Source organism: Pacificispira spongiicola (genome assembly GCF_012926505.1).
GTDB lineage: Bacteria > Pseudomonadota > Alphaproteobacteria > UBA8366 > Aestuariispiraceae > Pacificispira > Pacificispira spongiicola.
Genome location: NZ_JABBNT010000001.1, coordinates 121,420 through 147,806, shown reverse-complemented (window position 1 = coordinate 147,806; position 26,387 = coordinate 121,420). Strand labels below are relative to the sequence as shown.

The window sequence follows — 26,387 nt, the reverse complement described above, 5'->3', positions numbered from 1 at the left end:
TGCCATGGCGGGACCCTTGCAATGGCGGGACCTTTGCCATGGAAAGTGTCGCAAGCCGCGTGATAGGTTATGGACTATCAGGAATCCCACCCCTCCGGCAGGCTCCCGTTCATGTCCCAGCTTCAGGATCGCCGTATCACCTTCGGCCGCGTATCCGCCATCGCCCTTCCCGTCGTTCTGTCGAACGCCATGGTCCCCCTGCAAGGGGCGATCGATACCGCGATTATCGGGCATCTGGGGGCCGCCAGTTACCTTGCCGCCGTGGCATTGGGTGCCGCAGTGCTCAGTCTCGTGTTCAGTGTCTTCAATTTCCTGCAAATGGGGGTGTCCGGCCTGACGGCGCAGGCCCTGGGCGCGCGGGATAATGGCCGCGTATTGAATACCTTGGCGCGCGCCGTCTTGATCGCGCTGACGATCGCGGCGCTGCTTGTGCTCGCGAAGCAGCCTATTCGGACCGGGGCGATCGCCCTTTTCGACGGCAGCCCGGAAGCGCTGGAACTCGGCGGTGCCTATGTCGATGTTCGGTTGTGGGGCGCGCCGGTGGAACTGTTGAACTATGCGCTGATGGGATGGTTCGCGGGGCAGGGCCTGACGCGGCGTCTGTTCGAAATGCAGATGCTGACATCCATTGTGAATATCGGTCTGAATGTCCTGTTCGTGGTCGTTCTGGGCTGGGGCGTGGAGGGGGTCGCGTTGGGTACGGTGTTGGCGACCGCGACCGGCGTCACCTATGGCGGTGTGCAGGTATGGAAGCGTATGCGGCAAATCCGGCCCGACGGCTGGGTTCTGGACCGCGCGCGCGTCTTGGACCCGAAGGAACTGCGCCGCGTCATGGCGCTGAACCGGGATATCATGATCCGAACCTTGATGCTGACCGGTAGTCTGGCCTGGATGACCCGTCTGGGATCGATGCAGGGCGACGTGATCCTGGCGGCCAACGGCATCCTGTTGCAGTTCATCTTTATCGCGTCGAATGCCCTGGACGGTTTCGCCCTGGCGACGGAATCCCTAGTGGGACAGGCGATTGGCGCGCGCAGCCGCGAAACCCTGCGCCGCGCCGTCGTCGTCAGCACGATATCGGCCCTGGCCACGGCGGCGGCCCTGGCCCTGATCTTCACGGCGCTTTCCGACAGTTTGATTGCGCTGTTTACCAATGTGGCGGACGTGCGCGAAACGGCGGGGAGATATGCCATCTGGGCCACGCTGATGCCGCTCGGCTCCGCGCTGGCCTATCAGTTCGATGGGGTGTTCAACGGCGCGACGCAGGGGGCGATGATGCGCAATGCCATGATCGTTGCCGCCGCGCTCTATGTCCCGATCGGCTATGTCATGACGCAGGCCTATGGGAATCACGGGCTTTGGGGGGCGCTATGGATCTGGATGGGGCTGCGGGCGTTGACGCTTGCCGTCGTCTATCCGCGCCTGGAAAGCCGGGCAATTACTTAGCGGGGATCACGTTTCGAGGATTACTTCACGGGGGCCCCTGCCATGACGCGGGCGCGCACGGCGGCCTGCATCTGCTGCTGTTCGCGATAGCTTTTCGGCGGCCAGGACACATCGGCGAGATGGGTATATCCGGCACCGTCGATACCGGTTTCCCGGCCGCCGACCGGCTTCCCCTTTTTCAGGGCGTTCCAGACCGTCATCACGCGCTTTTGATAGGCCGTTTGGCGCTCGCGGTCCGTGGAATGATATTCCTTCACCGCGCGGGTCCAGCTGTTCCGCTTCTGCCGCAGGTCGGTCAGGAAGGACGTGGCATAGGCGACATTGTTGATCGGGTCGAAGGCTTCGTCGAGGGATCGGAAACTTTTGCCGTGGTAGTACAGGTTCACCTGCATGCAGCCGACGTCGATATTCGTCACGCCCTTGGCCTGCAGGGTCTTTACCTCGGCAATCGCGGCTTCCTTGCTGGGCAGGTAGCGGCCTTTGCCTTCCGCCATGACGGTCCAGGGCCAGGCGATGAAGGCGTCATGGTAATCGCTCCACCGCCCGCTTTCGGTCAGGGAGATCGCCTGCAGCAGATGCACAGGGATGTTGCGTGCCTTTTCCGCCAGCGCGATCGCCTGGGCGCATGGTCCGGCCTTCGGCGACGACTCGGACGCCGCATTGGCGGAAATCGCCGCCGTGCCGATGCTGAAAACGGTCGCTAGGGCTGCCAAGCTTGCCCGGAACCACATGGTCTCTCTCCAAACCGTGTCACTCTCTCGCCATAGGAAAAGCAAGCGCCGTGCCAGCTTCTGGACATGCGTGGACAGAAAACTTTCACAGAACCGAAATCAAAGGCTTGATGACCCCGTCTGCCGGTGTTATCTACCCGCCCGCACCGAAAGGGCGCGTAGCTCAGTGGGAGAGCACTGTGTTGACATCGCAGGGGTCGCAAGTTCAATCCTTGCCGCGCCCACCATCGAAACCCCCAGGGAAACCTGGGGGTTTTCGCTTTTCAGGCTGTTGGGCGATGCGTTACAGACGCTTGTAGCGCTCCGACAGATAAATCCCGCCCAGGACGAGGACGAGCGCGAGCGCGTGGTAGAGGTGGAATTGTTCCCCCAATACGATCACGGCCATGACGGCGGCGAAGACCGGGACGAGGTTCATGAACACGCCCGCCCGGCCCGGACCGATCTTATCGACCCCCTGAATGAACAGGATTTGCCCGATGAAGGACGGGAACAAGGCGATCAGCGCGACGATGATCCAGCCTTTTGCCGTGGGCATCTGGCTGTAGCCGGACAGAGCCTCCATGCCCGCGATGGGCAGCGATACGACGAAGGCGCTGGCCGCCATCACGGCAAAGGTGCTGAGCGGGGAAATGGCGGGGCGTTTCCGCAGGGCCAGCGTATAGGCGGCGTAGAGCAGGCTGGCGAGCAGCATCAACAAGTCGCCCTGGTTGAAGGCGAGGGAGGTCAGACGGTCCCAGGAGCCTTGCGCCGCCACCAGGGTCACGCCGCTGAGAGTGATGACGACACCGACGGCCTGTAACGGGCCGACCGGCATGCGATAGAACAAGATCGTTCCCACCAAGACGAAGATCGGCGTGGATCCTTGCAGGATGCCGATATTGATCGCCGTGGTCGAATGCGCCGCGACATAGAACAGCGCGTTGAACCCGGTATAGCCGAGCGTCCCCAGCGCGGCCAGGAAGGGCAGATGCCGTTTCAATACCGGCCAGTCTTCCTTGATCCGCGGCCGCAGGAAGACGAAGCAGAGCAGCATCACCCCTGTCCAGCGACCCAGCACCACCAGCATGGGGGAGACTTCCCCCACGGCCAAGCGCCCGGCGACGGCGTTCGCCGCCCAGCACAGTGTCGTTGCGATCAGGAAGAGATAGGCTTCCAGATTGGATCGGTCGGGACCGAAATTCTCAAGGCCGGGGGATGGCAGATCGCTGCCGTCCCGGTCCGGGACCGGCGGCGGGGAGGGTGATTGAGACATGAAAGATGTTTGCCCGTCAGCCGCCCGCCTGTTCGGCGATTGCGATCAGTTCGACGATATCCGGGCGCGGCCCGTATTCCTGCATCAGGCGCTGCCGGGTCGTCCGCTCCGTGATCGGCGGCGCATCGAGCCGCGCCCCGGCGCGGACCAGTATCTGTACCCAGACCGCCCGTTCGGGCACTTCCCAGCGGTCCCAGGAAATCACCGTCGCCAGCAGGTCGCCTTCCATCCCGCCGACGGCCGGATGGGCACCCGCTTCCAGGAAGCGCAGGGCGAGGTCCTGACAATTCTTGAAATAAGCGGCATAGAGCGGCGACCAGACGGAACGTCCGCGCACGGTGCGCGTGTTCATGTCGCTGCCGCTATAGGCCTTGCGCAGGTCCTCGCAGGTGCCGCAAACGTCGGGGTTCTTGGAATTGCATTCCAGAGCGGCGGCCTGCCGCGCGGTCGGCGGTGCCCCGACAAGCATCAGGAAGGCGACTGCCGCCAGGACGATGCGATAATCAAACATGATCGTTTCCTGCCCTAATCACTACCGACGGACGGTTCGTTCCGATACCGTCAGCGTACCGGCGCACAGCGTTCCTTGTCTTCCACCTGCGTGTCGCCCTGACAGGCGTAGAACGCGGCGATGTCGCGGACAGTCTGCCCATCCAGGCGCCCGGCATAGAGTTCCATGAACTTATGGGGCCGACGACCGTCGCGGAAATTGAACAACTGGTTCACCAGATACGGTTCGAACTGACCGTCCAGACGGGGCACACCGGGCGTATCGGAATGCCCGATCCCGCTGTCGCCATGACATTTTGTACATTTCATTTCCAGCATCAGCGCCTGACCGCGCGCCGGGTCGCCGGTCACGTCCTGCGCCATGCCCTGTGTCGCGAAAAGCGACACGGCGAAACCGACGGCAAGCGCCGGAAAGATGGTTTTGATCGTGCGAATCATCATGACTGGAACGATACGGTAGTTCGGTTCGCGCCGCAACGTGTAGGATACCGTTCCTCGCGAAACCAGCGTCGGATAGGGAATGTGAATGAACGTCGATGATGTCGAGTATCCGAAGAAGCGGCCCGGCCAGGGGGCGATGACCCACCTGCACGATATCGAGGCGCGGTTCAAAGAAATCGCCGGGGACGACGACCGGATCGACGTCGGTGAATTACAGCGCGGACTGGACCTGCACGATGCCGATTACGCGGCCCGGGTGTTCCGACTGATCGACGAAGACAAGAGCGGCGAAATCTCGTTGTGGGAATTCATCCGGTTCGCCCGCGTTCTCGTCGAAGGGACGCCGGAAGAAAAGCTGCGGATCATCTTCAACCTGCATGATCTGAATGGCGACGGGACGGTCGATTTCGAGGAACTGACCCATATCCTGGACCGCAGCCTCAACGAACACAGTATCGACGTGCCGCCGGAAAAGGTCGCGCAATTGGGGCGGGTCCTGTTCGCCTCCATCGATACGGATGGCAGCGGATCGATCGATTTCGAGGAATTTCAGGCAAGCATCGACGCCCATCCGTCCTTGAAGGCGCAGATGATCGACCGGTCGTCGACTTGGCTGCGGTTACCGGAACGGATTGCGTCGGATCGGCGGCGGCGGGGCAGGAGTTTTCGAGCCTTGTTCGGCGGGCTTCGGCGCGCCTGGGAGAATGAGCGACCCTGGCTGATCTTGCTGACCGTGACCGGTGCGGCGCTGATATGGCTATTCGAACGCGGCATGGTTCGGGAGGCGGCGATCGGGTCCGACCTGCCGACGCAAATTGCCCAAGGCGCGGCGGAGGCGGTGAAGCTGTGCGGCGTCTTGATGATCGTCAGCATGCTGCGGCACAGTTTCACGCTGCTCCGGCGATTCGGGATCGCGCGGATTTTGCCGGTCGATCGTATGATCGACTATCACCGGGTCGTCGGTCACACCCTGGCCTTTCTGGCGTTGGTCCATGTCGTCGGCTACATCGTCACTTACGAAAGCCTGATCGATCCCGATTTCTTCACCCGGGACGTGGTCTATGGCGAATTGTTTCGATCCCAGGTCGGGTGGTCGGGCGTCACGCTGGCGACGATCCTGCTGCTGATATGGGCATTCGCGCGCGAATCCGTGCGCCGCAGCGGGATGTTCGAGGCCTTTTATCTGACCCATCGGCTGTTCTGGGCGTTCCTGCCGCTGCTGATCGTGCATGTACCGGGTTTTGCGGCATGGATCGCCGTGCCGGGCGCGATCTTCCTGATGGAACAGGGGCACCGATTGATTCGAGGGCGAAAGCCGTCGGAAATCGACGACATCACGCCCATGCCGTCCAATGTGACGCGCCTGCGCATGAAGCGACCGGATTGGCTGGATTTCAAGCCGGGGGAATATGTGCAATTGCGCATCCCGGCGGTGTCCAAGCGGGAATGGCATCCGTTCACCGTAACCTCGTCGCCCGACGAAAAGGACTGTCTGGAACTGCATGTCCGCAGTGTCGGGAACTGGACCCGGAAGCTGAACGAGTTGGCGATGCGGGATGAGGCGGCGCGGGCGGAAAACTGGCGGCGTGTTTATCTGGAAGGGCCATACGGGTCGCCGTCGTCGGATATCAACGACTGCCCGGTGCCGGTGCTGATCGGGGCGGGGATCGGGGTGACCCCCTTCGCGTCGATCCTGAAGACCGTGCTGGAACGGTCGAAGTCCGGGAACCCGCCGGGAGAGGACTTGCAGCGGCTTTATTTCATATGGCTGAACCGCGATCAGAAGGCATTCGAATGGTTCGGGGCGTTGATGGCGGCGCTGGAAGACCTGCCCGAGCTGAAGGGGCGTATCGATATTCGCGTGTGGCTGACCGGATTGAAGGCCGAATTGACCTCCGCATCACTGACCGTCGCGATGGAGGTTTATCACGAAGCTGCCGGACGCGACTTGCTGACGGGGCTTAGAACCCGGACCGAACTGTCCCGGCCGAATTGGAACACGATTTTCAGCGAGATCAAGGCGCGCCACGAAGGCGCGCCTATCGATGTCTTCTATTGCGGACCGGAAGGTCTTTCGACCGTCCTGTCCCAGGAATGCGCGCGGTTCGGCTTCGGCTATCGCAAGGAGAACTTCTGACCCGATGTGGCGCGCGGCTTGCACATGTTCGAACCCGGTTGGTCGGACATCCGCTAGGGCTTGTGTGGTCGGGTGGGGACCTTACTTTATGGATCGGAAGAAATAGGCGTTTTCCTGGCGCCGCGGAAATGGTCACCTATGTCGAACTCGAATATGCTGCTGCTCATGACACGTGGAACGAAATTGCTGATCGCCGCCGGATTTGCCGGTGCGGTTCTGGTCGCCTGTGCTGTCGGGGTCGGGGTATCGGCCCCCGGCACAAAGGATGTCGCGGCGCGGATAGATCGAGAGGTCGCGAACTATCGGGCCGGAGGATATGGTCCGGCGGAAATCGGCGGGGTTACCGACAAGGTCTTCGCGCAGACATTCCAACGGGTGCGCTACACCTATGTCCGGGAGCTTCCGGAAGAAACGCTGTTCGCCGCGGCGGTGCAGGGCATGCACGAAACCTATCCCGACCCCACGGTTGCGTCCGATGCGGCTCTGCGGGAAGCCGCCTTGCAAGGCATGCTGTCCTCCCTGGACGATTATTCCGTCTATATGAACAAGGAAGCCTTCACCGCGCTGAATGAGAAGATCAGCGGCAGCTTCGGCGGGCTGGGGATCGAAATCAAAAAGGACCCGATCGGCCTGGAAGTGATTTCGCCGATCGAAGGCACGCCCGCGATGCGCGCCGGTTTGCGGCCGGGGGATCGCCTGACCCATGCGGACGGGGCCCCTTTGGCGGATATGAGCCTGCATGACGCGGTCACCCTGCTGCGTGGTGCGCCGGGGACCACCGTCACGGTGACCGTGGCGCGGAAGGGGACGGACAGTTTCGATGTACCGCTGACCCGCGAAGTCATCCGCATTCAACGTGTCCGCGCGGAATTGGAAAACGGCATCGGCTATCTGCGCATCGCGCAGTTCATTCGCGGGACGGGGCGGGTTCTGCGACAGAAGATGGTCGAATTGAAGGAACAGGCAGGGCCGGGCGGCCTGAAAGGCTACATCCTCGATCTGCGCAACAATCCGGGTGGGCTGCTGGACGAAAGCATCGATGTGGCGGGCGCGTTCTTAAGCGGTGGCCTCGTCGTATCGACCAAAAGCCGCCATGATGAACAGGAATTCAAGGCGGACCTTGCCGATCCCAGCGCGGGTCTTCCCGTCGTGGTCATGATCGATCAGGGCTCGGCCAGTGCGTCGGAAATCGTGGCCGGTGCCATCAAGTATCGCGATCGGGGCCTTGTTATCGGTCAACGCAGTTTCGGGAAGGGATCGGTGCAGACGACCTACGAATTCCCCGATGGCGGCGGCCTGAAGCTGACGACGGCACTTTACTATACGCCCAGCGGTAAAAGCGTGGATGGCGGGATCGAGCCGTCCCAGGAAGCGGCGGACGACCCGGAAACAAAGGACGTTGACGAGGCGTTGGAGGCCGCGAATGCGGTTATTTATTCCATTGCTTCCGGCGATATCCTTGTCGGCGTACAGGACTGATCCTTGGAATCCGGGAACGAAGACGATGCTGCGGTTCGGGTTAAGGTAGTCGCCGCGCGTCAGGGCGATATGCTGCGGGTTGCGCCCTTGATCGCTGAAATGCTTACCTTCTATGGGGCGGAAGGTCCGCCGATCCCATTGCCGGATTTCGCCGTGCGCCTGGAAAAGGACGGACCGGCCGGACGGCGGGAATACGACTGCCTGATCGCCGATGATGCGCAGACGGGGACGGCGCTGGGCTTCGCCATGTATTCGACGGTCTATGAGGCCGCTTTCCCCGGTAACGGCATTTTCCTGCGCGATATCTACGTCACGAAATCCGCCCGCGAACGGGGTGTCGGCAAGGCCTTGATGGTCGCGCTGGCGCAGGTCTGTTTGCGGGAAGGATATCGTCGGATCGATTGGCATGCCGATCGCTTGGACCTGCATGCCAGGACCTTCTATGAGCTGATGGCGCCGGACAGTTTCAAACTGAATAGGTTGAGCTACCGGATCGAGGAAGAAGAGATCGAATTGCTGTCGAAACGATAAATAGATCGACGGTACGGCACGGTGTTTAGACTTCGTTAACATTGTTTGGATAGTGATAAAGGTCCGAAGTCGGGTGGGAGGCCGGCGGAGAACCGCCGGAAACAATAAATCGAATTGAGGTACACAGGGTGAAACCGCCCATACTCATCGTAGAAGACAATGAACTGAATATGCGATTGTTCAGCGATCTTCTCAGCGCGCTGGGATATGATATCCGGCAGGCGCAGGACGCCGAAAGCGCCCTGGAAATCCTGGAAAAGGAAGTGCCGGGCGTCATCGTCATGGATATCCAACTGCCGGGTATGTCGGGTGTCGAATGTACCAAGACCATCAAGGCGGACCCGCGTCTTTCGACCATTCCCGTTATCGCGGTGACGGCCTTCGCCATGGCCGGAGACGAAGCGCGGTTTCGGAAAGCCGGATGCGACGATTATATGTCCAAGCCGATTTCCGTTCCGATCTTCGCGGAAACCATAGCCAAGCACTATCGCAGCGATATCGGGGCCGAAACCTAAGCGTCGTCAGGCGGATACGCCGAATTCGGACAGCGCCGTTTCCAGCCATTCGATACGCCGATCGGCAAGCTGAACGTCGAAGGCCAGCCAATCGGCGATATCGCTTCCCTCGTATTCCTTCGCCAGATCCGAAGCGCGGGCGCGTTCCGTGCGAATGACGTCGCATAGAAGATCCAATTGATCTTCCTTCGCGTCGTCCGAAAGGTGTTTCAGGAACCGCAGTTTCAGCAACAGGACAAGGCGTCCGACATCGTTGATCGGTGCCCGCAATTGCGCGTCCATAAGAAGCCGGAACAGGTCACGTCCCGATTCCGTAATGCGCAGGACGGTATCTTCTTCCGATGATGCACCGCCGGTTGTTTCCGCCAGGCCTTCGATGCGCAGCAGTTCGAGGGACGATCCCAGCAAATCCAGAGACGGGCCGACGATCCGCTGCGTGAAGAAGCGGATTTCAGTTGCAAGATCACCGTACCGCCGATCACCTTCAACAAGAACACCGAGGGCGAGGAGGCGGACGGCTTCCGCCGGGACGAGACTGCGATCGCGGTACATACCGCTTGCTCCTTCATTTGCGAATCGTTCGCAATAAGTGATACGCCCTCACGGCGCGATACACCAGTATTAATGTAGGGCGGGGATGGGGCGATGTTCAATCCACCGCAGGGTCGCCGCAAAGAAAAACCGGTCGGCGTATTGTCGCGCCGACCGGTTCTGTGTTCGGAATTCGGCGCTACGCGCCTGACCGATTTACCGGATCATCCGGGCGAGAGACCGCGAATCCGCTCCGACCGGCGGCGCAGCAATTCCAGCGTCGTCAGCAGGATGATGGAAATCGTCACAAGTACCGTGGCGACGGCCAAGATTGTCGGAGAAATCTGCTCCCGTAACCCGGTGAACATCTGCCACGGCAGGGTCTTCTGGGACGCGGAACCGACGAAGAGCACAACGACGACTTCATCGAAGGAGGTAATGAAGGCGAAGAGCGCGCCGGAGATGACGCCGGGCAGAATCAGCGGCATCTGGACCTTGATGAAGGTCGTCACCGGGTTTGCGCCCAGATTGGCCGCGGCGCGGACGAGGCTTCTGTCGAAACCGACCAAGGTCGCCGTCACGGTAATGATGACGAAGGGCGTGCCCAGCGCGGCGTGGGCCAATACGACGCCCCAATAGGTCCCTTGCATCCCGATCCGGGAATAGAAGAAGTACATGCCCGCCGCCGAGATGATCAACGGAACGATCATCGGCGAGATCATGACCGCCATGATGGCGCTGCGGAAGGGCACGTGGCTCTGCGATAGGCCGATTGCCGCCAGGGTCCCCAGCGCGGTCGACATCAGGGTGGCCATCGGGGCGATCTGCACGGAGTTCACCAGGGCCTGCTGCCAATCCGGATTGGTGAAGAAATCCTCGTAATGTTTCAACGAGTATCCGTCCGGGTCGAAGGCCAGCATTTCCTTGGTGAAGGTGAAGAAATCCTGCGAGTTGAAGCTTAACGGGATGATCACCAGAACCGGGATGATCAGAAAAAGGAAGATCAGCGCGCAGATGACACGGAAGCCGTAGTACCAGGCAATCTGGCCCTTGGAGGCATAAGGAGGAAGTGCAGACATGGTGATCACCCCAACTTCACGTTATCGATGCCGACGATCTTGTCGTAGACCCAGTACAGAATGAGGATCATGCTGAGCAGCACCACGCCGAGCGCTGCGGCCAATCCCCAGTTCAGAGACGAGGAAATGTGATAGGCGATCCGGTTCGAAATGAAGATCCCGGACGTCCCCCCGACCAGTTCCGGCGTGATGTAGTAGCCGATGGCCAGGATGAAGACCAACACGGCCCCGGCACCGATCCCCGGAACGGTATTCGGGAAATAAACCTTCCAGAAGGCGGTCCAGTCGTTCGCGCCCAGCGACTTTGCCGCGCGGACGTAAGACGGGGACACCGTCTTCATCACGGAATAGAGCGGCAGGATCATGAACGGCAGCAGGATATGCGTCATCGCGATGATCGTGCCGGTCTGATTGTGCATCAGTTCCAATCGGTTCAGGTCATCGACCAATCCGATCGCGACCAATGTGTCATTGATGACGCCCTGTTGTTGCAGCAGCACGATCCAGGCCGACGTGCGGACCAGAAGCGAGGTCCAGAACGGCAGCAAAACCAGAATCATCAGTAGGTTCGAATACCGCAGCGGCAGGTTTGCGAGAATCCATGCGACCGGATAGCCCAGGATGGTGCAGGTCAATGTGATGGCGACGGACAAGACGATCGTCCGCCACAGCAGGAACAGATAAATCCGCTGGTCTTCATCGACGAATTCGAAACCGTCATGGCCGATTTTCGCATCGATGGATGCCAGGAAATAACCGGCGGTGTAATCGCCCGAGAACCGCTTGATCGTGCGCCAAACATCGACATTGCCCCAGTCTTTGTCGATGGCTATGAACTGTTCCTTGTAGTTGCCGGGGGTCATATCGTCGACCTTACGGCCCGACTTGCGGAACAGGCTGGAAATACCGGGCATTTCGTAGTTCAGCCGCGATCCGAGGCGCGTATGGGTCTTCTCTTCGGCCGCGATCAGAAGATCGGCATGCAGCGCGGTGAAGACGTCTTCGCCCGGCGCCTCTTCGGAACTGGCGTCCCAATCCGCCAACACCGCAACCGTTTCGGGCAGCGTGTCCGGAACAATGGCGTTCTCCACCGACCGGAACAACATATCCCCGATCGGCGCGAGAAAGGTGATGACAATGAATAGAAACAGCGGGGCGATAAGCATGAGAGCGCGCAATTTTTGACGGCGCAATGCGCGGGCCAAACTTACCTTGAGAGGCGTTCCGTCCGCGGCGAGCATCGGTCCGCTTTGGGCTGTCGTATCGCTCATCGTGTTCTACCCCGTACCGTTTGCAATACTTGATTCAAAAGGAACAAACACCGGGGGCGGGCGAACCGCCCCCGGCAATAACGGCTTAGTTCGCCAGCCACGCCTGGAACTTGGCGTCCAGATCGTCGCGGTTGTCCGCCCACCACTCGTAATTATAGAGCAGCGTGTGAACGGCGTTTTTCGGATCCGTCGGCATGTGCGGCGCCATTTCAATGCCCAGTTCGGCGTGCTTGCCGACCAGCGGGGCAGAGGACTTACGGGCCGGGCCGTACGAAATGTACTTGGCCTGGTCCGCGAGACGCTGCGTGTCCGTCGCGAAATAGATGTAGTCCAGAGCGCGCTTCAGGCGGGCTTCCGGCAGACCGGCCGGAATGATCCAGCCGTCGAGGTCGAAGACCTGCCAGTCCCACAGCATGGCGACCGGCTGCTTCTGTTCTTCGATGACGGAGAACAGACGACCGTTGTAGGTGGAGCCGATCACGACTTCACCATCGGCGAGGCGCTGCGGGGTTTCCGCACCGGCCGACCACCAGACGACGTCGTCTTTGATCGTCGCCAGTTTGGCCAGGGCCTTATCGACGCCTTCCGGGGTGGACAGAACGTCATAGACGTCTTCCGGTGCAACACCGTCGCACAGCAGGGCCCATTCAACGTTGTTGATCGGGCGTTTTTCCAGGCTGCGCTTGCCCGGGAAAGTGTCGGTGTCGAACACGGCGCAGATATCTTCCGGCGTTTTACCGCCCCATTCGGCGACATCCGTGCGATAGCCGAAGGTCGTGGAATAGACGATCTGCGGAATGAAGCATTCGGAAACCAGCAGGTCGCCGAAATCCTTCGACGCGGGCGTGCCGTCCGGCGCGGGCGCCAGCATCGTGTCCGGGTCGATCTCCATCGCCAAGCCTTCGTCGCACAGGCGGATGGCATCCGCCGCCACGACGTCGACGACGTCCCAGGTGACGTTGCCAGCTTCCGACATGGCGCGGAGCTTGGCAACCGCTTCGGCGGAGCTTTCGTCGTTGATGATGGTTACGTCCGGATGCATGGCCATGTACGGATCGTGATAGGCTTTCTGCTGAGAGGCAGAGTAGGCGCCACCCCAGGACACGATTGTCATGTCCTCGGCTTGGGCTGCGGAAACGACGGTCAACGCCGCGGCAGCGGTGGCAAGGGTAAGCATGGATTTCATGACGTACTCCCTGTTATTCCCTAGTGTCATGCCCGGGCTTGCTTCGCTCGAACCCGTCCCGGGCCTCCGGGTTCGATAACCTCGCGCGGAACCGATCGGATCAGAGCCGATCAGATCATGTCCAGCGCCCGGCAATCCTCTGTGACCCAACCGACCGGCGTCACTTCGCCGACCTTCAACGCCGCATGAGCGTGGCTGTTGGGTACCTTGACGATAAATTCGTTGCTATCGCCGACTTCCATCCGGCAGCGAATGTGATCGCCCAGATAGATCAGCTCGACGACCTTGCCGCTCATTTTGTTCGGGGCGTTTTCATCACCGATGATGATGCGTTCCGGACGGATGGAAAGCAGCGTTTCGTCACCCTTGCCGCCGCAATTCACGGCCAGGGCCGCAACCTTGTCGCCGGTGGATTTCAGCGTGACCTGCGCCGTCTCGCCGTCGACGGCCGTCACGGTGCCGGACAGCTTGTTGTTTTCGCCGATAAACTGCGCGACGAACGAGTTTTCCGGCTGTTCGTACAGCACTTCCGGTGCCGCCAGCTGCTGCACGATACCGTCGTTGAACACGGCGATCCGGTTCGACATCGTCAGCGCTTCGGACTGATCATGCGTCACGTAAACGACGGAAACGCCGAGGCTTTCGTGGATGTGCTTGATTTCGAACTGCATTTCTTCACGCAGATTCTTGTCGAGCGCCCCCAGCGGTTCGTCCATCAGAACCAGGTCCGGTTCGAACACCAAGGCACGGGCAACGGCGACTCGCTGCTGCTGTCCTCCGGAAAGCTGTGCCGGCCGCCGGCCGCCAAATTGCGGCAGTCGGACCATTTCTAGGGCGCGTTTGACCTTGGCGTCGGAGTCCGCTTTCGACATGCCCCGAACCTTCAGCGGGAAGGCGAGGTTTTCCGCCACCGTCATATGCGGGAAGAGGGCGTAGTTCTGGAAGACCATGCCGATCCCGCGCTTATGCGGCGGAACATTGTTGATCGGTTGGCCGTTCAGGTAGATTTCGCCATGCGTCGCGGGTTCGAACCCGGCCAGCATCATCAGACAGGTCGTCTTTCCGGACCCCGACGGGCCGAGCATCGTCAGGAACTCGCCCCGATCGATGTCGATATTGAAATTCTTCACGACGAGCGTTTCGCCGTCATAGCTTTTTTGGACGTTCTCGAAGCGTACGATGTGGTCCTGTGCCCCAGCTTCCATGACGTGAGTTACCCCCTAGCTCTCATAAATCACTATTGTACGGCAAACGTAAGCGTAGCCGAGCGGTTCGAGCGTTGAATGCTCGCCGGAATTGGAAAGTGTCGGTTGGTTTGAATCTTTCAAACCGCCCCCAGACTATCTGCGCCGAACTTTACTGCCGACTAAAATAAGTCGACTAGTCTTTCGGCGTCATGGAGCCGCAATTGCGCGGCACTACCCTGTTTCGACCGACGACATTGTTGTTGCCGCCGTTTTGTATTTGACGAAACCCTAACCCGTTCTCGGCGGAAAAGAAAATCCCTAATTTTGTTCCTGGGGGGATTAAATTGATGCGCTCCTGTGGAAAGGGGCGCGTAACATTTTGATTCAAATGTATTTAGGCAGCTCTCTTGAGTTCGAGAACCGACCAGATATCGACAAGTGCCTGGGTCAGATAGGCGATATCCTCGTCGCTGTGATAGGGGGTCGGTGTCAGGCGCAGACGTTCCGTTCCCCGATCGACCGTCGGATAGTTGATCGGCTGTACGTATATTTTGTGCCGGTCCAATAGCAGATCCGATGCCCTGCGGCAGGCGACGGGATCGCCGACCAGAACGGGAACGATATGCGTCACCGACGGCATGACCGGCAGACCGGCGGCGGATAGCGATGCCTTGAGGGCCGCCGCGCGTTCTTGATGGCGTTCCCGCATGTCGGGCGCATTGCGCACGATTTGAATGCTCTTGCGAGCGGCAGCGGCGACGCCGGGCGGCATCGCGGTCGTGAAGATGAAGCCGTTGCCGAAGGATCGGACGAAATCGACCAGATTGTGCGAGGCCGCGATATACCCGCCGATGACGCCGAAGGCCTTGCCCAGCGTCCCCTGCATGACATCGACACGGTGCATGACGCCATCCCGTTCGGCGACACCCGCGCCATGGTCGCCATACATGCCGACGGCATGGACTTCGTCCAGGAAGCTCAGCGCGTTATAGCGTTCGCAGACGGACAGAATCTCGTCCAGCGGGGCGATGTCGCCGTCCATCGAATAGACGGATTCGAAGGCGACCAGTTTCGGCGCGGCCGGGTCGTCTTCCAGGATCAGGCGCTCCAAATCCGCCGGGTCGTTATGTTTGAATATCCGCTTCTGCGCCCCGGAATGGCGGATGCCTTCAATCATGGAGTTATGATTCTTGGCGTCCGAATAGACGATACAGCCCGGAATGCGCTTCGCGAGGGTCGACAGGACCGTCATATTCGCGACATAGCCGGATGTGAAGATCAGTGCCGCGTCCTTGCCGTGCAGGCTGGCCAGTTCGCGTTCCAGCAGGACGTGCAGGCGATTCGTGCCGGAAATGTTGCGCGTGCCGCCGGCACCGGCGCCGTGCGTCCGAATCGCCTCGACCATGGCGTCGATGACCTCCGGATGTTGGCCCATGCCCAGATAGTCGTTGGAACACCAGACGGTGATGTCCTCAATACCGGCGTCATCATGACAGCGCGCGCTCGGGAAATGCCCCGCACGGCGTTCCAGTTCGGCAAAAATCCGATAGTCGCCACGATCCTTGAGGGAGCGCAGCTGCTCTGCGAAATACGCTTCGTAATCCATTAATCGCCTTCCAGCCGACCTCTATACGGTCGGGTAAACCCAATGCGTCGGCCTTTATACATAGATTGACCCTGGAAACGAAAGCATTGTGGGCCAGGGTGTCGCAGGCCAAATGAAAAGCCCCCCGAAATCCGGGGGGCTTTTCGTCGTCTATTCGTTGTCCCCGATGCTGTTTAGGCCTGTTCGGGAATCCAGTCCGCCAAGCTGGTCACCGCCTGGGCGAAGCGGTCGACCATTTCGTCGATTTCTTCCTTGGTGATGATCAGCGGCGGGGAGAAGGCAATGGCATCGCCCGGCGTGGCGCGCAGGATGACGCCCTTTTCCTGGGCCGTGGCCATGATCTTCGCACCGACGCCCTTGGTGGGGTCGAAGCTGCGTTTGGTCGCCTTGTCCGCGACGAATTCGATGGCGCCGATCAAGCCGGTGCCGCGAACTTCCCCGACATGCGGGTGCGCTTCAAATTCCCGCAGGCGCTTTTGCAGATGTGGGCCGACCTCTTTGACATGATCGACGATCTTGCGCTCGTCATAGATTTTCAGCGTTTCCAGCGCGACGGCAACCGCCGCCGGGTGACCGGAATAGGTGTAGCCGTGACCGAAAGTTCCCAGCTTGCCGCTGTTCTTCGAGACGCCTTCCGCGATTTTTTCGGATACCAGGACCGCCGAAATCGGCAGATAGGCGGACGACAGCGCCTTCGCGACGGTCATCATGTCCGGCTGGATGCCATAGGTTTCGGACCCGAACATGTTTCCGGTCCGACCGAAGCCGCAGATGACCTCGTCCGCGACCAGCAGAACATCGTATTTCTTCAGGACGGCCTGGATTTTCTCGAAATAGGTCTTCGGCGGCAGAATGACGCCGCCCGCGCCCATGATCGGTTCGGCGAAGAAAGCGGCGACAGTGTCCGGGCCTTCGTCCAGGATGCGCTTTTCCAGATTGTCGGCCATGCGGGTGGCGAAGGCTTCTTCGCTCTCGCCCTCTTCACCGTAGCGATAGTAATGCGGGCAATCCACATGCATGATGTTGTGGATCGGCAGGTCGAAATCCTTATGGTTATAGGGCAGGCCGGTCAGGCTCGCCGATGCCACGGTCACGCCGTGATAGCCCTTGATCCGCGACAGGATCTTCTTCTTTTCCGGTTTGCCGATGGCGTTGTGGTAATACCAGATCAGTTTGACGGCGGTGTCGTTCCCTTCCGATCCGGAATTCGCAAAAAAGGCCTGGGCCATATTGCCCGGCGCCATGGTGCAAAGCTTTTCCGCCAGATCGATTGCCGGCACATGCGTCTTGTGTGTGAACAGGTGATAGTAGGGCAATTCGCGCATCTGCTTCGCGGCGGCCTCGACAAGGCGTTCCTCGCCGAATCCCAGGGACGTGCACCACAGGCCTGCCATGCCTTCGATGTATTTATTCCCGGCATCGTCGGTGACCCAGACCCCGGCGGATTTTTCGATGATCAGCGGTCCCTGTTCCTTGTGTTTTTCAAGGTTCGTGTAGGGGTGCATGACATATTTTATGTCGCGGGCGGCAGGTGAGTTGACGAGTTCGGACATGGTCGCGTTCCTACGGTTCGAGAATGGCGCGCCCCGGAATTCCGACGGCTCCAGCGCCAATGTGATCACATTGTCGGGAACACTATACGCCCCATTGATGACGGGCAAGGGCAGGGCGCACGCGCTTTGGGAAAAGGTGTTTGGAGGGCGGGGTTCCCCGACATCGACAAATCGAGTAACAATCGACTCAGGAAGTCGGGCGACCCAGGAAGTCGGGCGCAAGGGACGATACCGGTCTGGAGGGGCCGCGTATCGTCAGACCCGGCAGACTCTATCGCGGGGGAGGACCGGAACGTGATCGTCGTTTTCGGATCGGTGAATATTGATATCGAGATGCGCGTCGCGCGTCTGCCGCGTCCGGGCGAGGTCCTTCTGTCCAACGATTATCTGATCGTGCCCGGTGGCAAGGGTGCGAACCAGGCCATGGCCGCGACCCGCGCGGGCGCGCAGGTTCGCTTGTTCGCGACCGTCGGCGACGATCAGTTCGCCAGTTTCGCGCTGGACTTGCTGAACGAGGAAGGCATCGACGTGACCGGTGTGGTTGAGGCAAAGGACAGCCGCACCGGCTGCGCCACGATCTGGGTCGATGAAAGCGGGGAGAACAGCATTCTTGTCGGCGCCGGGGCCAATCTGGCGGCGAAGGCGAGCCAGGTGCCCGATTCGGCCCTGACCAAGGACACGGTCCTTCTGGTCCAGATGGAAGTCCAACCTGCGGAAAATTGGGCCCTGGTGAAGCGCGCGAAGCAACGCGGCGCGCGAATCATCGTCAACGTCGCCCCTGCCGGCATGGTGCCGGAGGAGGTGCTGCGTGCCGCCGACTTCCTGGTCGTCAACGAATTGGAAGGGCAGACCGTCGCGCATGAGGTCGGCCTGGATGTGGAACAGGCGACACGGGTGCCGCGTGCCCTGGCGTCGCGCTATGGCTTGACCTGTATTCTGACCTTGGGCGGCGCGGGGCTGTTGTGTTTCAGCCCGGACGGCGGCTGGTCCGTGCCCAGCATGCCGATTTCCGCCGTGGACACGACGGCGGCGGGCGATGCACTGGTCGGCAACTTTGCCGCCGCCTTGGATGCCGGTTTGCCGATAGAAGAGGCCCTGCGCTGGGGGTCCGTCGCGGCGGGGTTGAGCTGTATGCGGGAAGGTGCCCAGACGGCGATGCCGACGGAAGACGAAATCCGCGCCAATCTCGACCGACTGCCCCCGACACGCAAACTCGCCTGAGGTCGTCTGCTGATCCGGATTGGTTAGCGGTTGGTGAACTTCATTTCAATGCGGCGGTTGCGGCGCAGGGCTTCCGGGCTGTTTCCGTCGTCCAGCGGCTGATATTCGGCATAGCCTGCGGCGGTCATGCGTTCGGGCGGAATGCCGCGGCTGGTCAGGAATTTCACCACAGAGATGGCGCGCGCCGCCGAGAGTTCCCAGTTGGACGGGAATTTCACGGTGTTGATCGGCACCTTGTCCGTATGGCCGTTCACCTGAAGCACCCAATCGATATCGTCCGGGATTTTCGCGGCGATTTCCTTCAGCGTATCGGCAAAACCGATCAACTGCACCTTGCCCGCCGGGCCCAGTTCCGCCTCGCCCTGTTCGAACAGGACTTCCGATTGGAAGACGAAGCGGTCGCCGACGATGCGGATATCGCTGCGATTGCCCAGGATTTCCCGCAGTTTTCCGAAGAATTCGGATCGATAGCGAGCCAGTTCCTGCACCTTCCCGGCCAGCGCGACATTGAGGCGTTTGCCCAGGTCGACGATCTGTGTTTGCTGCGCCTTGTCCCGGGCCTCGTATGTCTCCAGGAGGGAGTTGAGTTCGGCGATCTGGTCGTTCAGGGCGGAAATCTGATCGTTCAGCAAGGCGGCTTCAGCTTGCGCGGCGATCAGGTCCTTTTGGCTTTCGTCCAGCTTCAAGGCCTCGTCGGCAAGGCGGCCCTGCATTTCGTCACGCAACGCGATCAGTGCCTTGATCTCGCGTTCGAGCGCCGCCAGTTTTTTCAACTGCACGGAAATCTTCGCCTGATCGGCGGCAATGATTTTATAAGCGTCCTGCAGGTCTTTCGAGACCCCCGCCAGATCGGATTCAAGCTCTGTAGCCCGTTCCTTCGCGGAACTGCCGGCTTCCTCCGCAATCGTCAATTGGGACAGCAGATCGGCATTCTTCGCCTGCGCGGCGCTGAGTTCGGAGGCGAGAGACGCGTTTTCCCCCCGCAGATTGAACAACTCGCTTTCCAGAGAATCCTGCTTGGCCAGGGAGGCGCGCAATTGTTCGGACACCGTCGCCAGATTGGTCTTCATTTCCGCCGACGCCTCGCGTTCGAGCGCCAGCATATCCGCCAGTTCCGACACGCGCCCTTGTAGCTGTTCCAGCGCCTTGTCGCGTCCGATCAGTTCTTCGTTCAGATAGAGCTGTGAGACGACGAAGATCATCAACAAGAAGATGATGACCATCAAGAGCGACGCCAGCGCGTCTACGAAGCCCGGCCAGATGTCCTGATTGCCGCGTTGCCGCCGTGCGAGGGCCATGGATCAGCGTGTCCCTACAATCCGTTGGGCCGCCATCCGGCCTGCCGGTACGGCCCGATTACGCGCCGCCATGGCCGCCGTCCTTCGTTGCGGCGATGGTCCGTGCCAGGATCCGCAATTCGGACCGCAGTTCCTGCACCATATCCGCCCGCCCGCGGGAGCTTTCCTCGATCAGGCGCACCATCTGCGTATCGATATTGCGCAGGTGGCGTCCGGCATCCGCATCGCCGGCGGTCTTGCCGGATCCATCGGCGATTTTGACCAAGGCATCCTTCAGGGCCTTTTGACCTTCGGCCAGTTTTGCCATCAGGTCATGTTCGGTGCGCATGGTTTCAGCCAGGATCGCCAGCTTGTCGTTCAACTGGACGAAGTCGTTATGCGAGGTCAGCCGCGTTTCTTCCGCCCGCGCCATAGTGCGTTGCAGGCTTTCCAAGCTGTCGGCGGTCTGCTCCAGCAGGGCCTGGATATAAGCAGGGACGGATTGATCGCCGTCGCCGCCGATCGACCCGCTGCTCAACCGCGTCAGGCCGGAAAGCCAGTCTTCGAGTTCGTTATAGAAGCGGTTCTGCGCCTGACCGCTTTGCAGGCCCAGGAAGCCGAGGATCAGCGACCCGGCGAGACCGAACAGGGAGGAGGCAAAGGCCGTCCCCATGCCACTGAGCGGGGTCTGCAGGCCTTGCTTGAGATTTTCAAATGCGCCTGCGACGTTCTCGGACCCGATATTCAGGCTGCCGATGACGCCGCCAACGCTGCGCACGGTCTCCAGCAATCCCCAGAAGGTGCCGAGCAAGCCCAGGAAGACCAGAAGGCCGACCAGATACCGGCCGGTTTCCCGGCTTTCGTCCAAACGTGTCGAGACCCCGTCCAGAATTGTCTGCATGCCGCCCGCGGAAATGTGCATCTGACCGCGCTCGCTGCGCTTGGACAGCATGGTCGCAGCGGAAGCCAGCAGACGCGGCGGCTTGCTGGACGGCTGATAGCCTGCCTCGTAGCTCATCCGAAAATGCTGAATCCAACTGGTTTCGGAGTACAGGACGATGACGGTGCGGAAGGCATGGACGATCCCGACCAGCAGCGCGCCCAGGATGACCCCGTTGATCACCACATTCGACACGAAGGCATGCTCGAGCGCGGGTAGGATGAGGAAGCAACCGATCGCCACAAGCATCAGGAAGATGCCCATCCGCAACAGAAACGGGGTCGGGGTGCTCATGGAACCTCTTTCCGTAGGTCGTTCGACAGGGAAAACGATGGGTTAACGGCTAACTGGCGGAAACCACGATGTCGACCCTGTTTTTCGGGCGATCGGTTTCCGGGTCTTTGGACCCAAGCGCCTGAACGGTCATCCGGCGACTGTCGATCCCTTGCTTCAAAAGATAGGTACGGACAGCCAGAGCCCGGAACAAAGACAAGCGGCGTGGTTTGCTGGGTGACTCGCCGATTGCTTCGGAATAGCCCAGCAGTTTCAGCGTCGCGTCCGGCTGGTTCTTCATCGTCGCGGCGATTTCGTCCAGAGCGCCGTTGGCACCGCCGGGCAGGTCCTGGGATTCGCTGGCGAACAAGATGCTGACGCCGTCATCGTTCCGCGCGACACCGGTTTGGTCCACCGCCGTCAGGTCGATGGCGGCAACGGCGGTTTCGGAAGATGGATCGGCGACCTTGGCCGGAGCCGGGGGCGAAGACGGAGCCGGGGCGGCAATCGGTTCGGGTGCCGGTTCCGGTGCCGGTTCGGGTGTCGGTTCCGGCGTCGGCGCGGGCGCCGGTGTCGCCATCGCGGTTTCCGTTTCCGCCGGCGTGGTTTCGGCCGTCGGCGCTTCTATTGTCGATTCCGGGACGGCGGTGGGGGTCGGTTTCGGCATCGGTGCGGGCGTGGGAGCGTCTGCCGGGGTCGGTGCCGCCGCGACCGACGGTTTGGGTGGCGGGGCGCTCGGCATCGGTGCCGGGGTTACTGATGCGGGCGCCGAGGGTTTCGGCAGCGTCGCCGGTTTCGGCGCGGGCGATGCCGGGGTCGGGGCGGCGGATGCGCCGGGCGTCATCAAGGTCGATTGCGGCATGGCCGATGGCGGCGCCGCAAGTCCGCTACCTTCACCGGACGGTGCGGCGGTTGTCGAAGGCGGGAAAAGTGCCAAGGGCGTGCCGCTGCTGGGCGCATTGCCGTAAGCAGGCGCGGCGAATGACGGCAGTGTCGGCGCCGTGGCGCGGCCGCCATTCGTCAGCTTGTCGATGACCGACAGATTGACGACGACGGAGTCGTCCTGTTCCGCCTCGCCCCGGTAATAGGCTTGCTGCGCTTGTGCGGACGAGAGGCCGGTCGCACAGAGAAGCAGGGCCGCGCCGACGAGGCGCACAGGGCGGCGGAAGGTTTTCTTGGAAAGGCGGTCGGCGGTCTTCGACAGGGACATCGCTTCGCTCTTAATCGGTGTTTCGCGGTCGCTCATCCCGAACGCATTGCGTTACATGGGCGAACGACCATACCGTGAGCCGGGGGCTTGGAACAACCGCGTTCCGCCCCTAACGATGAAATCCCGCGAAAAACCGCTTATTCCGCTGCCTTTTCTTCCTTTGAAGCGTCTTTCAGAAGCTTCAGGAAGGCCGGATGCAGCGAATCGTTTGCTGCAACCGTGTCGACGGAATCAACTTTATAGGCACGTCCGGAGGCATCGGTGATGAAGCCGCCGGCCTCTTTTAAGATCACGGCACCGGCCGCCACATCCCACGGGCTGAGCGCGCGTTCCCAGAACGCATCGAACCGACCCGCGGCGACATAGCACAGGTCCAGGGATGCCGTGCCCCAGCGGCGGACACCGGCCGTATTGCCCATGACGGCGGCTAGGCGGCGTTGGAACAGGATATGACCCTTGGTGTCGCGCCCAATATGCGGGATGCCGGTTCCGACGACGGCGTCGGCCAGGTTCTGGCGCGCCGACACGCGGATGCGGCGGTCGTTCAAGAAAGCGCCCTGGCCGCGTTCCGCCCAGAACAGCTCGTCCTTGATCGGGTCGAAGACGACCCCGGCGATCAGGTCGCCGCGTTCTTCATAGGCGATGGAAATCGCCCAATGCGGCAGGCCGTGCAGGAAGTTGGTCGTCCCGTCCAACGGATCGACGATGAACCGCTTCGTCGGGTCGTCGCCTTCCTTCGTGCCGCTTTCCTCTGCCAGGATACTGGCTTCCGGGCGGGCGCGTTCCAGTTCTTCGATAACGATCCGTTCCGCCTTTTTATCGGCGGTGGAAACGAAGTCGCCGGGACCCTTGCGGGAGACCTGCAGCTGTTCGACCTCACCGAAGTCGCGCACCAGCGAGCGGCCCGCCTTTTGCGCGGCCTTGGTCATCACGTTCAGGATGGCGGAGCGGATCATCATCGTTCAGGTGCCCTCAGTCTTTTGCGCGTTCGACATAGGACGCGTCGGTCGTGTTCACGACGATGCGCGTGCCCGCTTCGATATGCGGCGGAACCAGGACGCTGACCCCGTTTTCCAGCTTCGCCGGTTTGTAGGAGGAAGACTGCGTCTGGCCCTTCACGACCGGATCGGCCTCGACGACTTCCAGCGTGACCTTCTGCGGCAGCGTGATGGAAATCGGCGATGCTTCGTAGGTCTTGATCTGAACGATCATGTTTTCCTGCAGGAACGGGCGCAGATCGCCCAGAACATCGTATTCGACCTCGATCTGGTCGTAGGTGTCCTGGTTCATGAAGTGCAGCTTTTCGCCGTCGTCATACAGGAAGGAATAGTCCGTTTCGAATAGTTCCGCGGCTTCCAGGGCTTCCTGGGTGCGGAAGCGCAGGTTGGTCTTGACGCCGGTGCGGGCATCGCGGGCTTCGATCTGGGCGACAGCGGCGCCTTTGCCCGGCTGGTTGATTTCGTTCTTGGTAACGACCAGCAGTTTGCCGTCCAGCAGGAAGGCGCTACCGGCGCGCAGGGAGATTGCGTTGACTTTCATGGTTTCCGTCCTTTATCCGGGGTACATCCGGGCATCCCCTGACGGATGAGCCGCGGCGGGTGTCCGCCTGAAAGCGGGAAGACCCGGTACCGAATCGCGCGCCTGTCTATCACCACGGACGCGGAACGGCAACCTGTGAAGGAACGGCGAATGACGTCGCACGGCAATGGCTGAATCCTGGTGGCGCGAAGACAGGCTTTCGGCGCGTCTGGGCAACCTGTCCCTGCGGGGGAAGGCGAAGCGCGCGATGGCTGATTGGTTCGATGGCGACGGTTTTGTCGAAGTCGAAACCCCGGCCCTCCAAGTCTCGCCTGGGATGGAACCGCATCTGGCCGGATTCGCCACGGAATTGCTGCATGCCGGGCACTACGGATCGACGACGGCGGGGGAGCGCCTGTTCCTGCATACCAGCCCGGAATTCGCGATGAAGAAGCTGCTGGCAGGCGGGATGGAAAAGATCTGGCAGCTCTGCGCCGTGTATCGAAATGCCGAAGGCTCCCCCACGCACAGCCCGGAATTCCGTATGTTGGAATGGTACCGCGCGGGGGCAGAGTATGGCGCGCTGATGGATGATTGCGAGGCGATGATCGCCCATATCGCGGCCGCCTGCAGTGTCGATCAACTGCGCCGGGGCGACCGTAGCGCAGACCCATCGGCCCCGTTTCGCCGGTTGACCGTGGCGGAGGCGTTCGATGTCTATTGCGGTCACGATCTGACGGCGACGGTCGCGGCCAATCCGATGGCGCCGCCAGCCGCGCCGTTGCGTGACTGCGCGGAAGGCCTTGGGGTTCGATGCGGTGAGGCCGACACGTTCGACGATATCTTCTTCCGGCTGATGGACGATCGGATCGAACCGCTGCTGGGCGACGGCGCGCCATGCCTTCTATACGATTATCCGATCAGCATGGCGGCGCTCGCCCGGCCGAAACGGGAAGACGGGCCGGTTCTGTGGGCGGAGCGGGTGGAGCTTTATGTCTGCGGTGTCGAACTGGCGAATGGATTCGGGGAACTGACCGACGGGGCCGAACAGCGGCGGCGGTTCGAATCGGACATGGATACGAAGGAACGCCTATACGGTCACCGCTATCCGATCGATCAGGATTTCATCGATGCCGTTTCCATGATGCCGGACGCGGCAGGCATGGCGCTGGGTTTCGACCGGCTGGTCATGCTACTGACCGGGGCGGCGGATATTGAAGATGTTCTTTGGGCGCCGGTCAGGACCGGGACGGGGTCGTATCGGTGATTTCCATCGCGCCGGTTTCCAGCGAGATCGTGCGCCGCAACTGCCGGTATCCTTCCTCTGCGGCCGTGGCATTCGGGAACTGACGGACCTGATAGGTCATGCCCAAAATCCCCAAAGTGCCGCGCCGCGAGACTCGCAACGGGAGGATCAAGCGTTCGCCGAAGCCTGGAGCGTCATGTTCGGCGTATAGAATGCCGGCGATCTGAATGATTGCCGGGTCGTGCATGCAGCGTTTGAAATATCCCTGAACCCGTTCGATGGCTGTCGGCGCGGTTATTTCGTCCAGATACTTGCCGTTGATGGATTGTTTGTACCGGCTGTTGATCTCGTCACCCGCCAGACGATAGAGCAACCGGCCCGTTTCCGGCTCCAGTTCCATCAGATAGACATGGGGCAAGGTATGGCGAATCTCGATCGGGTCGATGTCTGTACGATCCGGCAAATCCGATCCGGCAGCGTCGCGAAGCTTTGCCCAATAGGTCAGGACGTCCCGGGTTTCCGGGAAGGTAAGATGGGACAGCGCGGTTTCGACCGCTATACGCCATCCGGTATCGGCGATTATCATTCTTTTTGATTACTCGGCTTCGCGTATCTTGGCGTGAAAATCCGCCACCGCCTGTTTCGGGCCCTTGGGGTGGTTCCAGATCGCGCTGACCGCGCAAATGAATTCACAGCGCGTTTCCAGGACGGGATCCAGATTGTCGGGCGTGATGCCCCCGACGGCGACACAGGGAACCTCCATCATTTCGGCCCACCAGGACAGGGTGTCCAGGGCGTCCTCGTCCGCGTCCAAGCCCTTGGTGGAGGTGGCGTAAACAGGCCCGAAAGAAACATAGTCGGCACCGGCTTCCGCCGCTTCCATGCTGGTATGGCGGGACGACCCGCAACTGACCCCGACCACGGCGTCGTCGCCCAGGGTCTTGCGCGCGGCCTTGATGGTCTTCGCGTCGGTATCGTCCAGATGAACGCCGTCGCAGCCGACGAAACTCGCCAGCTTCGTATGGCCGTTCAACAGGAAGGCCGTATCGTATTCCAGGATGATCGGGCGCAGGGTGCTTGCGACTTGGCGGATCGTGTCTTCATCCGCATCGGGCATCCACAGTTGGAAACAGGCGACGGGACCGCCGTCCAACGCCTGGCGCAAAGAATCGGTGAAGCCCGCCGGCTCGAAGCGCGGCGGGCTCACCAAATAAAGCTGCGATTCTACCCGATCGCCCATTCGC

Annotated in this window: 25 protein-coding genes and 1 tRNA gene; 8 read left to right on the top strand and 18 right to left on the bottom strand. The window is 61.0% G+C overall.

Annotated features, from left to right (window positions below):
* The first annotated feature begins 111 nt into the window (after nucleotides 1–111).
* On the top strand, nucleotides 112–1,446 hold the full coding sequence (locus HH303_RS00730; RefSeq protein WP_169623293.1) for an MATE family efflux transporter: 1,335 nt from the start codon (nucleotides 112–114) through the stop codon (nucleotides 1,444–1,446).
* 20 nt (nucleotides 1,447–1,466) lie between these two features.
* On the opposite strand, the gene HH303_RS00725 is transcribed toward HH303_RS00730, so the two are convergent.
* Nucleotides 1,467–2,177: a transglycosylase SLT domain-containing protein gene (locus HH303_RS00725; RefSeq protein ID WP_169623292.1), complete on the bottom strand. Its 711-nt coding sequence runs from the start codon at nucleotides 2,175–2,177 to the stop codon at nucleotides 1,467–1,469.
* A 152-nt stretch (nucleotides 2,178–2,329) separates the two neighbouring features.
* Between HH303_RS00725 and HH303_RS00720 the strand changes: the two genes are divergently transcribed.
* Nucleotides 2,330–2,404: transfer RNA gene (locus tag HH303_RS00720), tRNA-Val, on the top strand.
* 56 nt (nucleotides 2,405–2,460) lie between these two features.
* Here the strand turns inward: HH303_RS00720 and HH303_RS00715 are convergent.
* The 3 genes from HH303_RS00715 to HH303_RS00705 are packed head-to-tail and all read right to left on the bottom strand — an operon-like array spanning nucleotide 2,461 to nucleotide 4,383.
* Nucleotides 2,461–3,432, bottom strand: a complete 972-nt coding sequence (locus HH303_RS00715; protein WP_169623291.1) for a DMT family transporter — start codon at nucleotides 3,430–3,432, stop codon at nucleotides 2,461–2,463.
* 16 nt (nucleotides 3,433–3,448) lie between these two features.
* The gene (locus HH303_RS00710; RefSeq protein WP_169623290.1) at nucleotides 3,449–3,943 is read right to left on the bottom strand and encodes a hypothetical protein; all 495 of its coding nucleotides are present in this window, start codon (nucleotides 3,941–3,943) and stop codon (nucleotides 3,449–3,451) included.
* A gap of 50 nt (nucleotides 3,944–3,993) precedes the next feature.
* Nucleotides 3,994–4,383: a c-type cytochrome gene (locus HH303_RS00705; protein ID WP_169623289.1), complete on the bottom strand. Its 390-nt coding sequence runs from the start codon at nucleotides 4,381–4,383 to the stop codon at nucleotides 3,994–3,996.
* An 85-nt stretch (nucleotides 4,384–4,468) separates the two neighbouring features.
* Between HH303_RS00705 and HH303_RS00700 the strand changes: the two genes are divergently transcribed.
* The 4 genes from HH303_RS00700 (at nucleotide 4,469) to HH303_RS00685 (ending at nucleotide 9,045) form a co-directional block, all read left to right on the top strand.
* Nucleotides 4,469–6,520, top strand: a complete 2,052-nt coding sequence (locus tag HH303_RS00700; RefSeq protein WP_169623288.1) for an EF-hand domain-containing protein — start codon at nucleotides 4,469–4,471, stop codon at nucleotides 6,518–6,520.
* A 138-nt stretch (nucleotides 6,521–6,658) separates the two neighbouring features.
* Nucleotides 6,659–7,999 carry a S41 family peptidase gene (locus tag HH303_RS00695; protein WP_169623287.1) on the top strand — a complete coding sequence of 447 codons (1,341 nt, stop codon included), beginning with the start codon at nucleotides 6,659–6,661 and terminating at the stop codon, nucleotides 7,997–7,999.
* 3 nt (nucleotides 8,000–8,002) lie between these two features.
* Entirely contained in the window at nucleotides 8,003–8,530 is a 528-nt protein-coding gene (locus HH303_RS00690) for a GNAT family N-acetyltransferase (RefSeq protein WP_169623286.1), read from the top strand.
* Nucleotides 8,531–8,658: 128 nt separating this feature from the next.
* Nucleotides 8,659–9,045, top strand: coding sequence for a response regulator (locus HH303_RS00685; protein WP_169623285.1), 387 nt, complete (start codon nucleotides 8,659–8,661; stop codon nucleotides 9,043–9,045).
* 6 nt (nucleotides 9,046–9,051) lie between these two features.
* Here HH303_RS00685 and HH303_RS00680 read toward each other — a convergent pair whose 3' ends face one another.
* From HH303_RS00680 to HH303_RS00650, 7 genes are all read right to left on the bottom strand, one after another.
* Nucleotides 9,052–9,597 (bottom strand): hypothetical protein, encoded by a 546-nt coding sequence (locus tag HH303_RS00680; RefSeq protein ID WP_169623284.1) that lies wholly within the window; start codon nucleotides 9,595–9,597, stop codon nucleotides 9,052–9,054.
* A 203-nt stretch (nucleotides 9,598–9,800) separates the two neighbouring features.
* On the bottom strand, nucleotides 9,801–10,655 hold the full coding sequence (locus HH303_RS00675) for an ABC transporter permease (protein WP_169623283.1): 855 nt from the start codon (nucleotides 10,653–10,655) through the stop codon (nucleotides 9,801–9,803).
* A 5-nt stretch (nucleotides 10,656–10,660) separates the two neighbouring features.
* Nucleotides 10,661–11,926: an ABC transporter permease gene (locus tag HH303_RS00670; RefSeq protein WP_169623282.1), complete on the bottom strand. Its 1,266-nt coding sequence runs from the start codon at nucleotides 11,924–11,926 to the stop codon at nucleotides 10,661–10,663.
* 85 nt (nucleotides 11,927–12,011) lie between these two features.
* Nucleotides 12,012–13,112 carry an extracellular solute-binding protein gene (locus HH303_RS00665; protein ID WP_169623281.1) on the bottom strand — a complete coding sequence of 367 codons (1,101 nt, stop codon included), beginning with the start codon at nucleotides 13,110–13,112 and terminating at the stop codon, nucleotides 12,012–12,014.
* Between the two features lie 110 nt (nucleotides 13,113–13,222).
* Entirely contained in the window at nucleotides 13,223–14,317 is a 1,095-nt protein-coding gene (locus HH303_RS00660; RefSeq protein ID WP_169623280.1) for an ABC transporter ATP-binding protein, read from the bottom strand.
* A gap of 376 nt (nucleotides 14,318–14,693) precedes the next feature.
* A complete protein-coding gene (hemA, locus tag HH303_RS00655; RefSeq protein WP_169623279.1) occupies nucleotides 14,694–15,905 on the bottom strand; it encodes a 5-aminolevulinate synthase in 1,212 nt (403 codons plus the stop codon).
* A gap of 173 nt (nucleotides 15,906–16,078) precedes the next feature.
* Nucleotides 16,079–17,458, bottom strand: a complete 1,380-nt coding sequence (locus tag HH303_RS00650; RefSeq protein WP_169623278.1) for an aspartate aminotransferase family protein — start codon at nucleotides 17,456–17,458, stop codon at nucleotides 16,079–16,081.
* A gap of 294 nt (nucleotides 17,459–17,752) precedes the next feature.
* Here HH303_RS00650 and HH303_RS00645 point away from each other — a divergent pair, with 294 nt between their 5' ends.
* Nucleotides 17,753–18,679, top strand: coding sequence for a ribokinase (locus HH303_RS00645; RefSeq protein ID WP_169623277.1), 927 nt, complete (start codon nucleotides 17,753–17,755; stop codon nucleotides 18,677–18,679).
* Nucleotides 18,680–18,702: 23 nt separating this feature from the next.
* On the opposite strand, the gene HH303_RS00640 is transcribed toward HH303_RS00645, so the two are convergent.
* The 5 genes from HH303_RS00640 to efp all read right to left on the bottom strand — a co-directional run bounded on the left by HH303_RS00640 (nucleotide 18,703) and on the right by efp (nucleotide 23,918).
* Nucleotides 18,703–19,977 (bottom strand): peptidoglycan -binding protein, encoded by a 1,275-nt coding sequence (locus tag HH303_RS00640; protein ID WP_169623276.1) that lies wholly within the window; start codon nucleotides 19,975–19,977, stop codon nucleotides 18,703–18,705.
* Between the two features lie 58 nt (nucleotides 19,978–20,035).
* Nucleotides 20,036–21,190 carry a flagellar motor protein MotA gene (locus tag HH303_RS00635; RefSeq protein WP_169623275.1) on the bottom strand — a complete coding sequence of 385 codons (1,155 nt, stop codon included), beginning with the start codon at nucleotides 21,188–21,190 and terminating at the stop codon, nucleotides 20,036–20,038.
* A 49-nt stretch (nucleotides 21,191–21,239) separates the two neighbouring features.
* Nucleotides 21,240–22,415, bottom strand: coding sequence for an OmpA family protein (locus tag HH303_RS20170; protein ID WP_169623274.1), 1,176 nt, complete (start codon nucleotides 22,413–22,415; stop codon nucleotides 21,240–21,242).
* A 101-nt stretch (nucleotides 22,416–22,516) separates the two neighbouring features.
* Complete coding sequence (locus HH303_RS00625; RefSeq protein WP_227421448.1) at nucleotides 22,517–23,338, bottom strand: inositol monophosphatase family protein; 822 nt, start codon at nucleotides 23,336–23,338, stop codon at nucleotides 22,517–22,519.
* Nucleotides 23,339–23,351: 13 nt separating this feature from the next.
* Nucleotides 23,352–23,918 (bottom strand): elongation factor P, encoded by a 567-nt coding sequence (efp, locus tag HH303_RS00620; protein WP_169623273.1) that lies wholly within the window; start codon nucleotides 23,916–23,918, stop codon nucleotides 23,352–23,354.
* A 166-nt stretch (nucleotides 23,919–24,084) separates the two neighbouring features.
* On the opposite strand from efp, the gene epmA reads away from it, so the two are divergent.
* Nucleotides 24,085–25,164 carry an EF-P lysine aminoacylase EpmA gene (epmA, locus tag HH303_RS00615; protein ID WP_169623272.1) on the top strand — a complete coding sequence of 360 codons (1,080 nt, stop codon included), beginning with the start codon at nucleotides 24,085–24,087 and terminating at the stop codon, nucleotides 25,162–25,164.
* Here epmA and HH303_RS00610 read toward each other — a convergent pair.
* On the bottom strand, nucleotides 25,136–25,729 hold the full coding sequence (locus HH303_RS00610) for a PAS domain-containing protein (RefSeq protein WP_169623271.1): 594 nt from the start codon (nucleotides 25,727–25,729) through the stop codon (nucleotides 25,136–25,138). The genes epmA and HH303_RS00610 overlap by 29 nt on opposite strands.
* A gap of 9 nt (nucleotides 25,730–25,738) precedes the next feature.
* Nucleotides 25,739–26,383: a thiamine phosphate synthase gene (locus tag HH303_RS00605; RefSeq protein ID WP_169623270.1), complete on the bottom strand. Its 645-nt coding sequence runs from the start codon at nucleotides 26,381–26,383 to the stop codon at nucleotides 25,739–25,741.
* Between the last annotated feature and the right edge of the window lie 4 nt (nucleotides 26,384–26,387).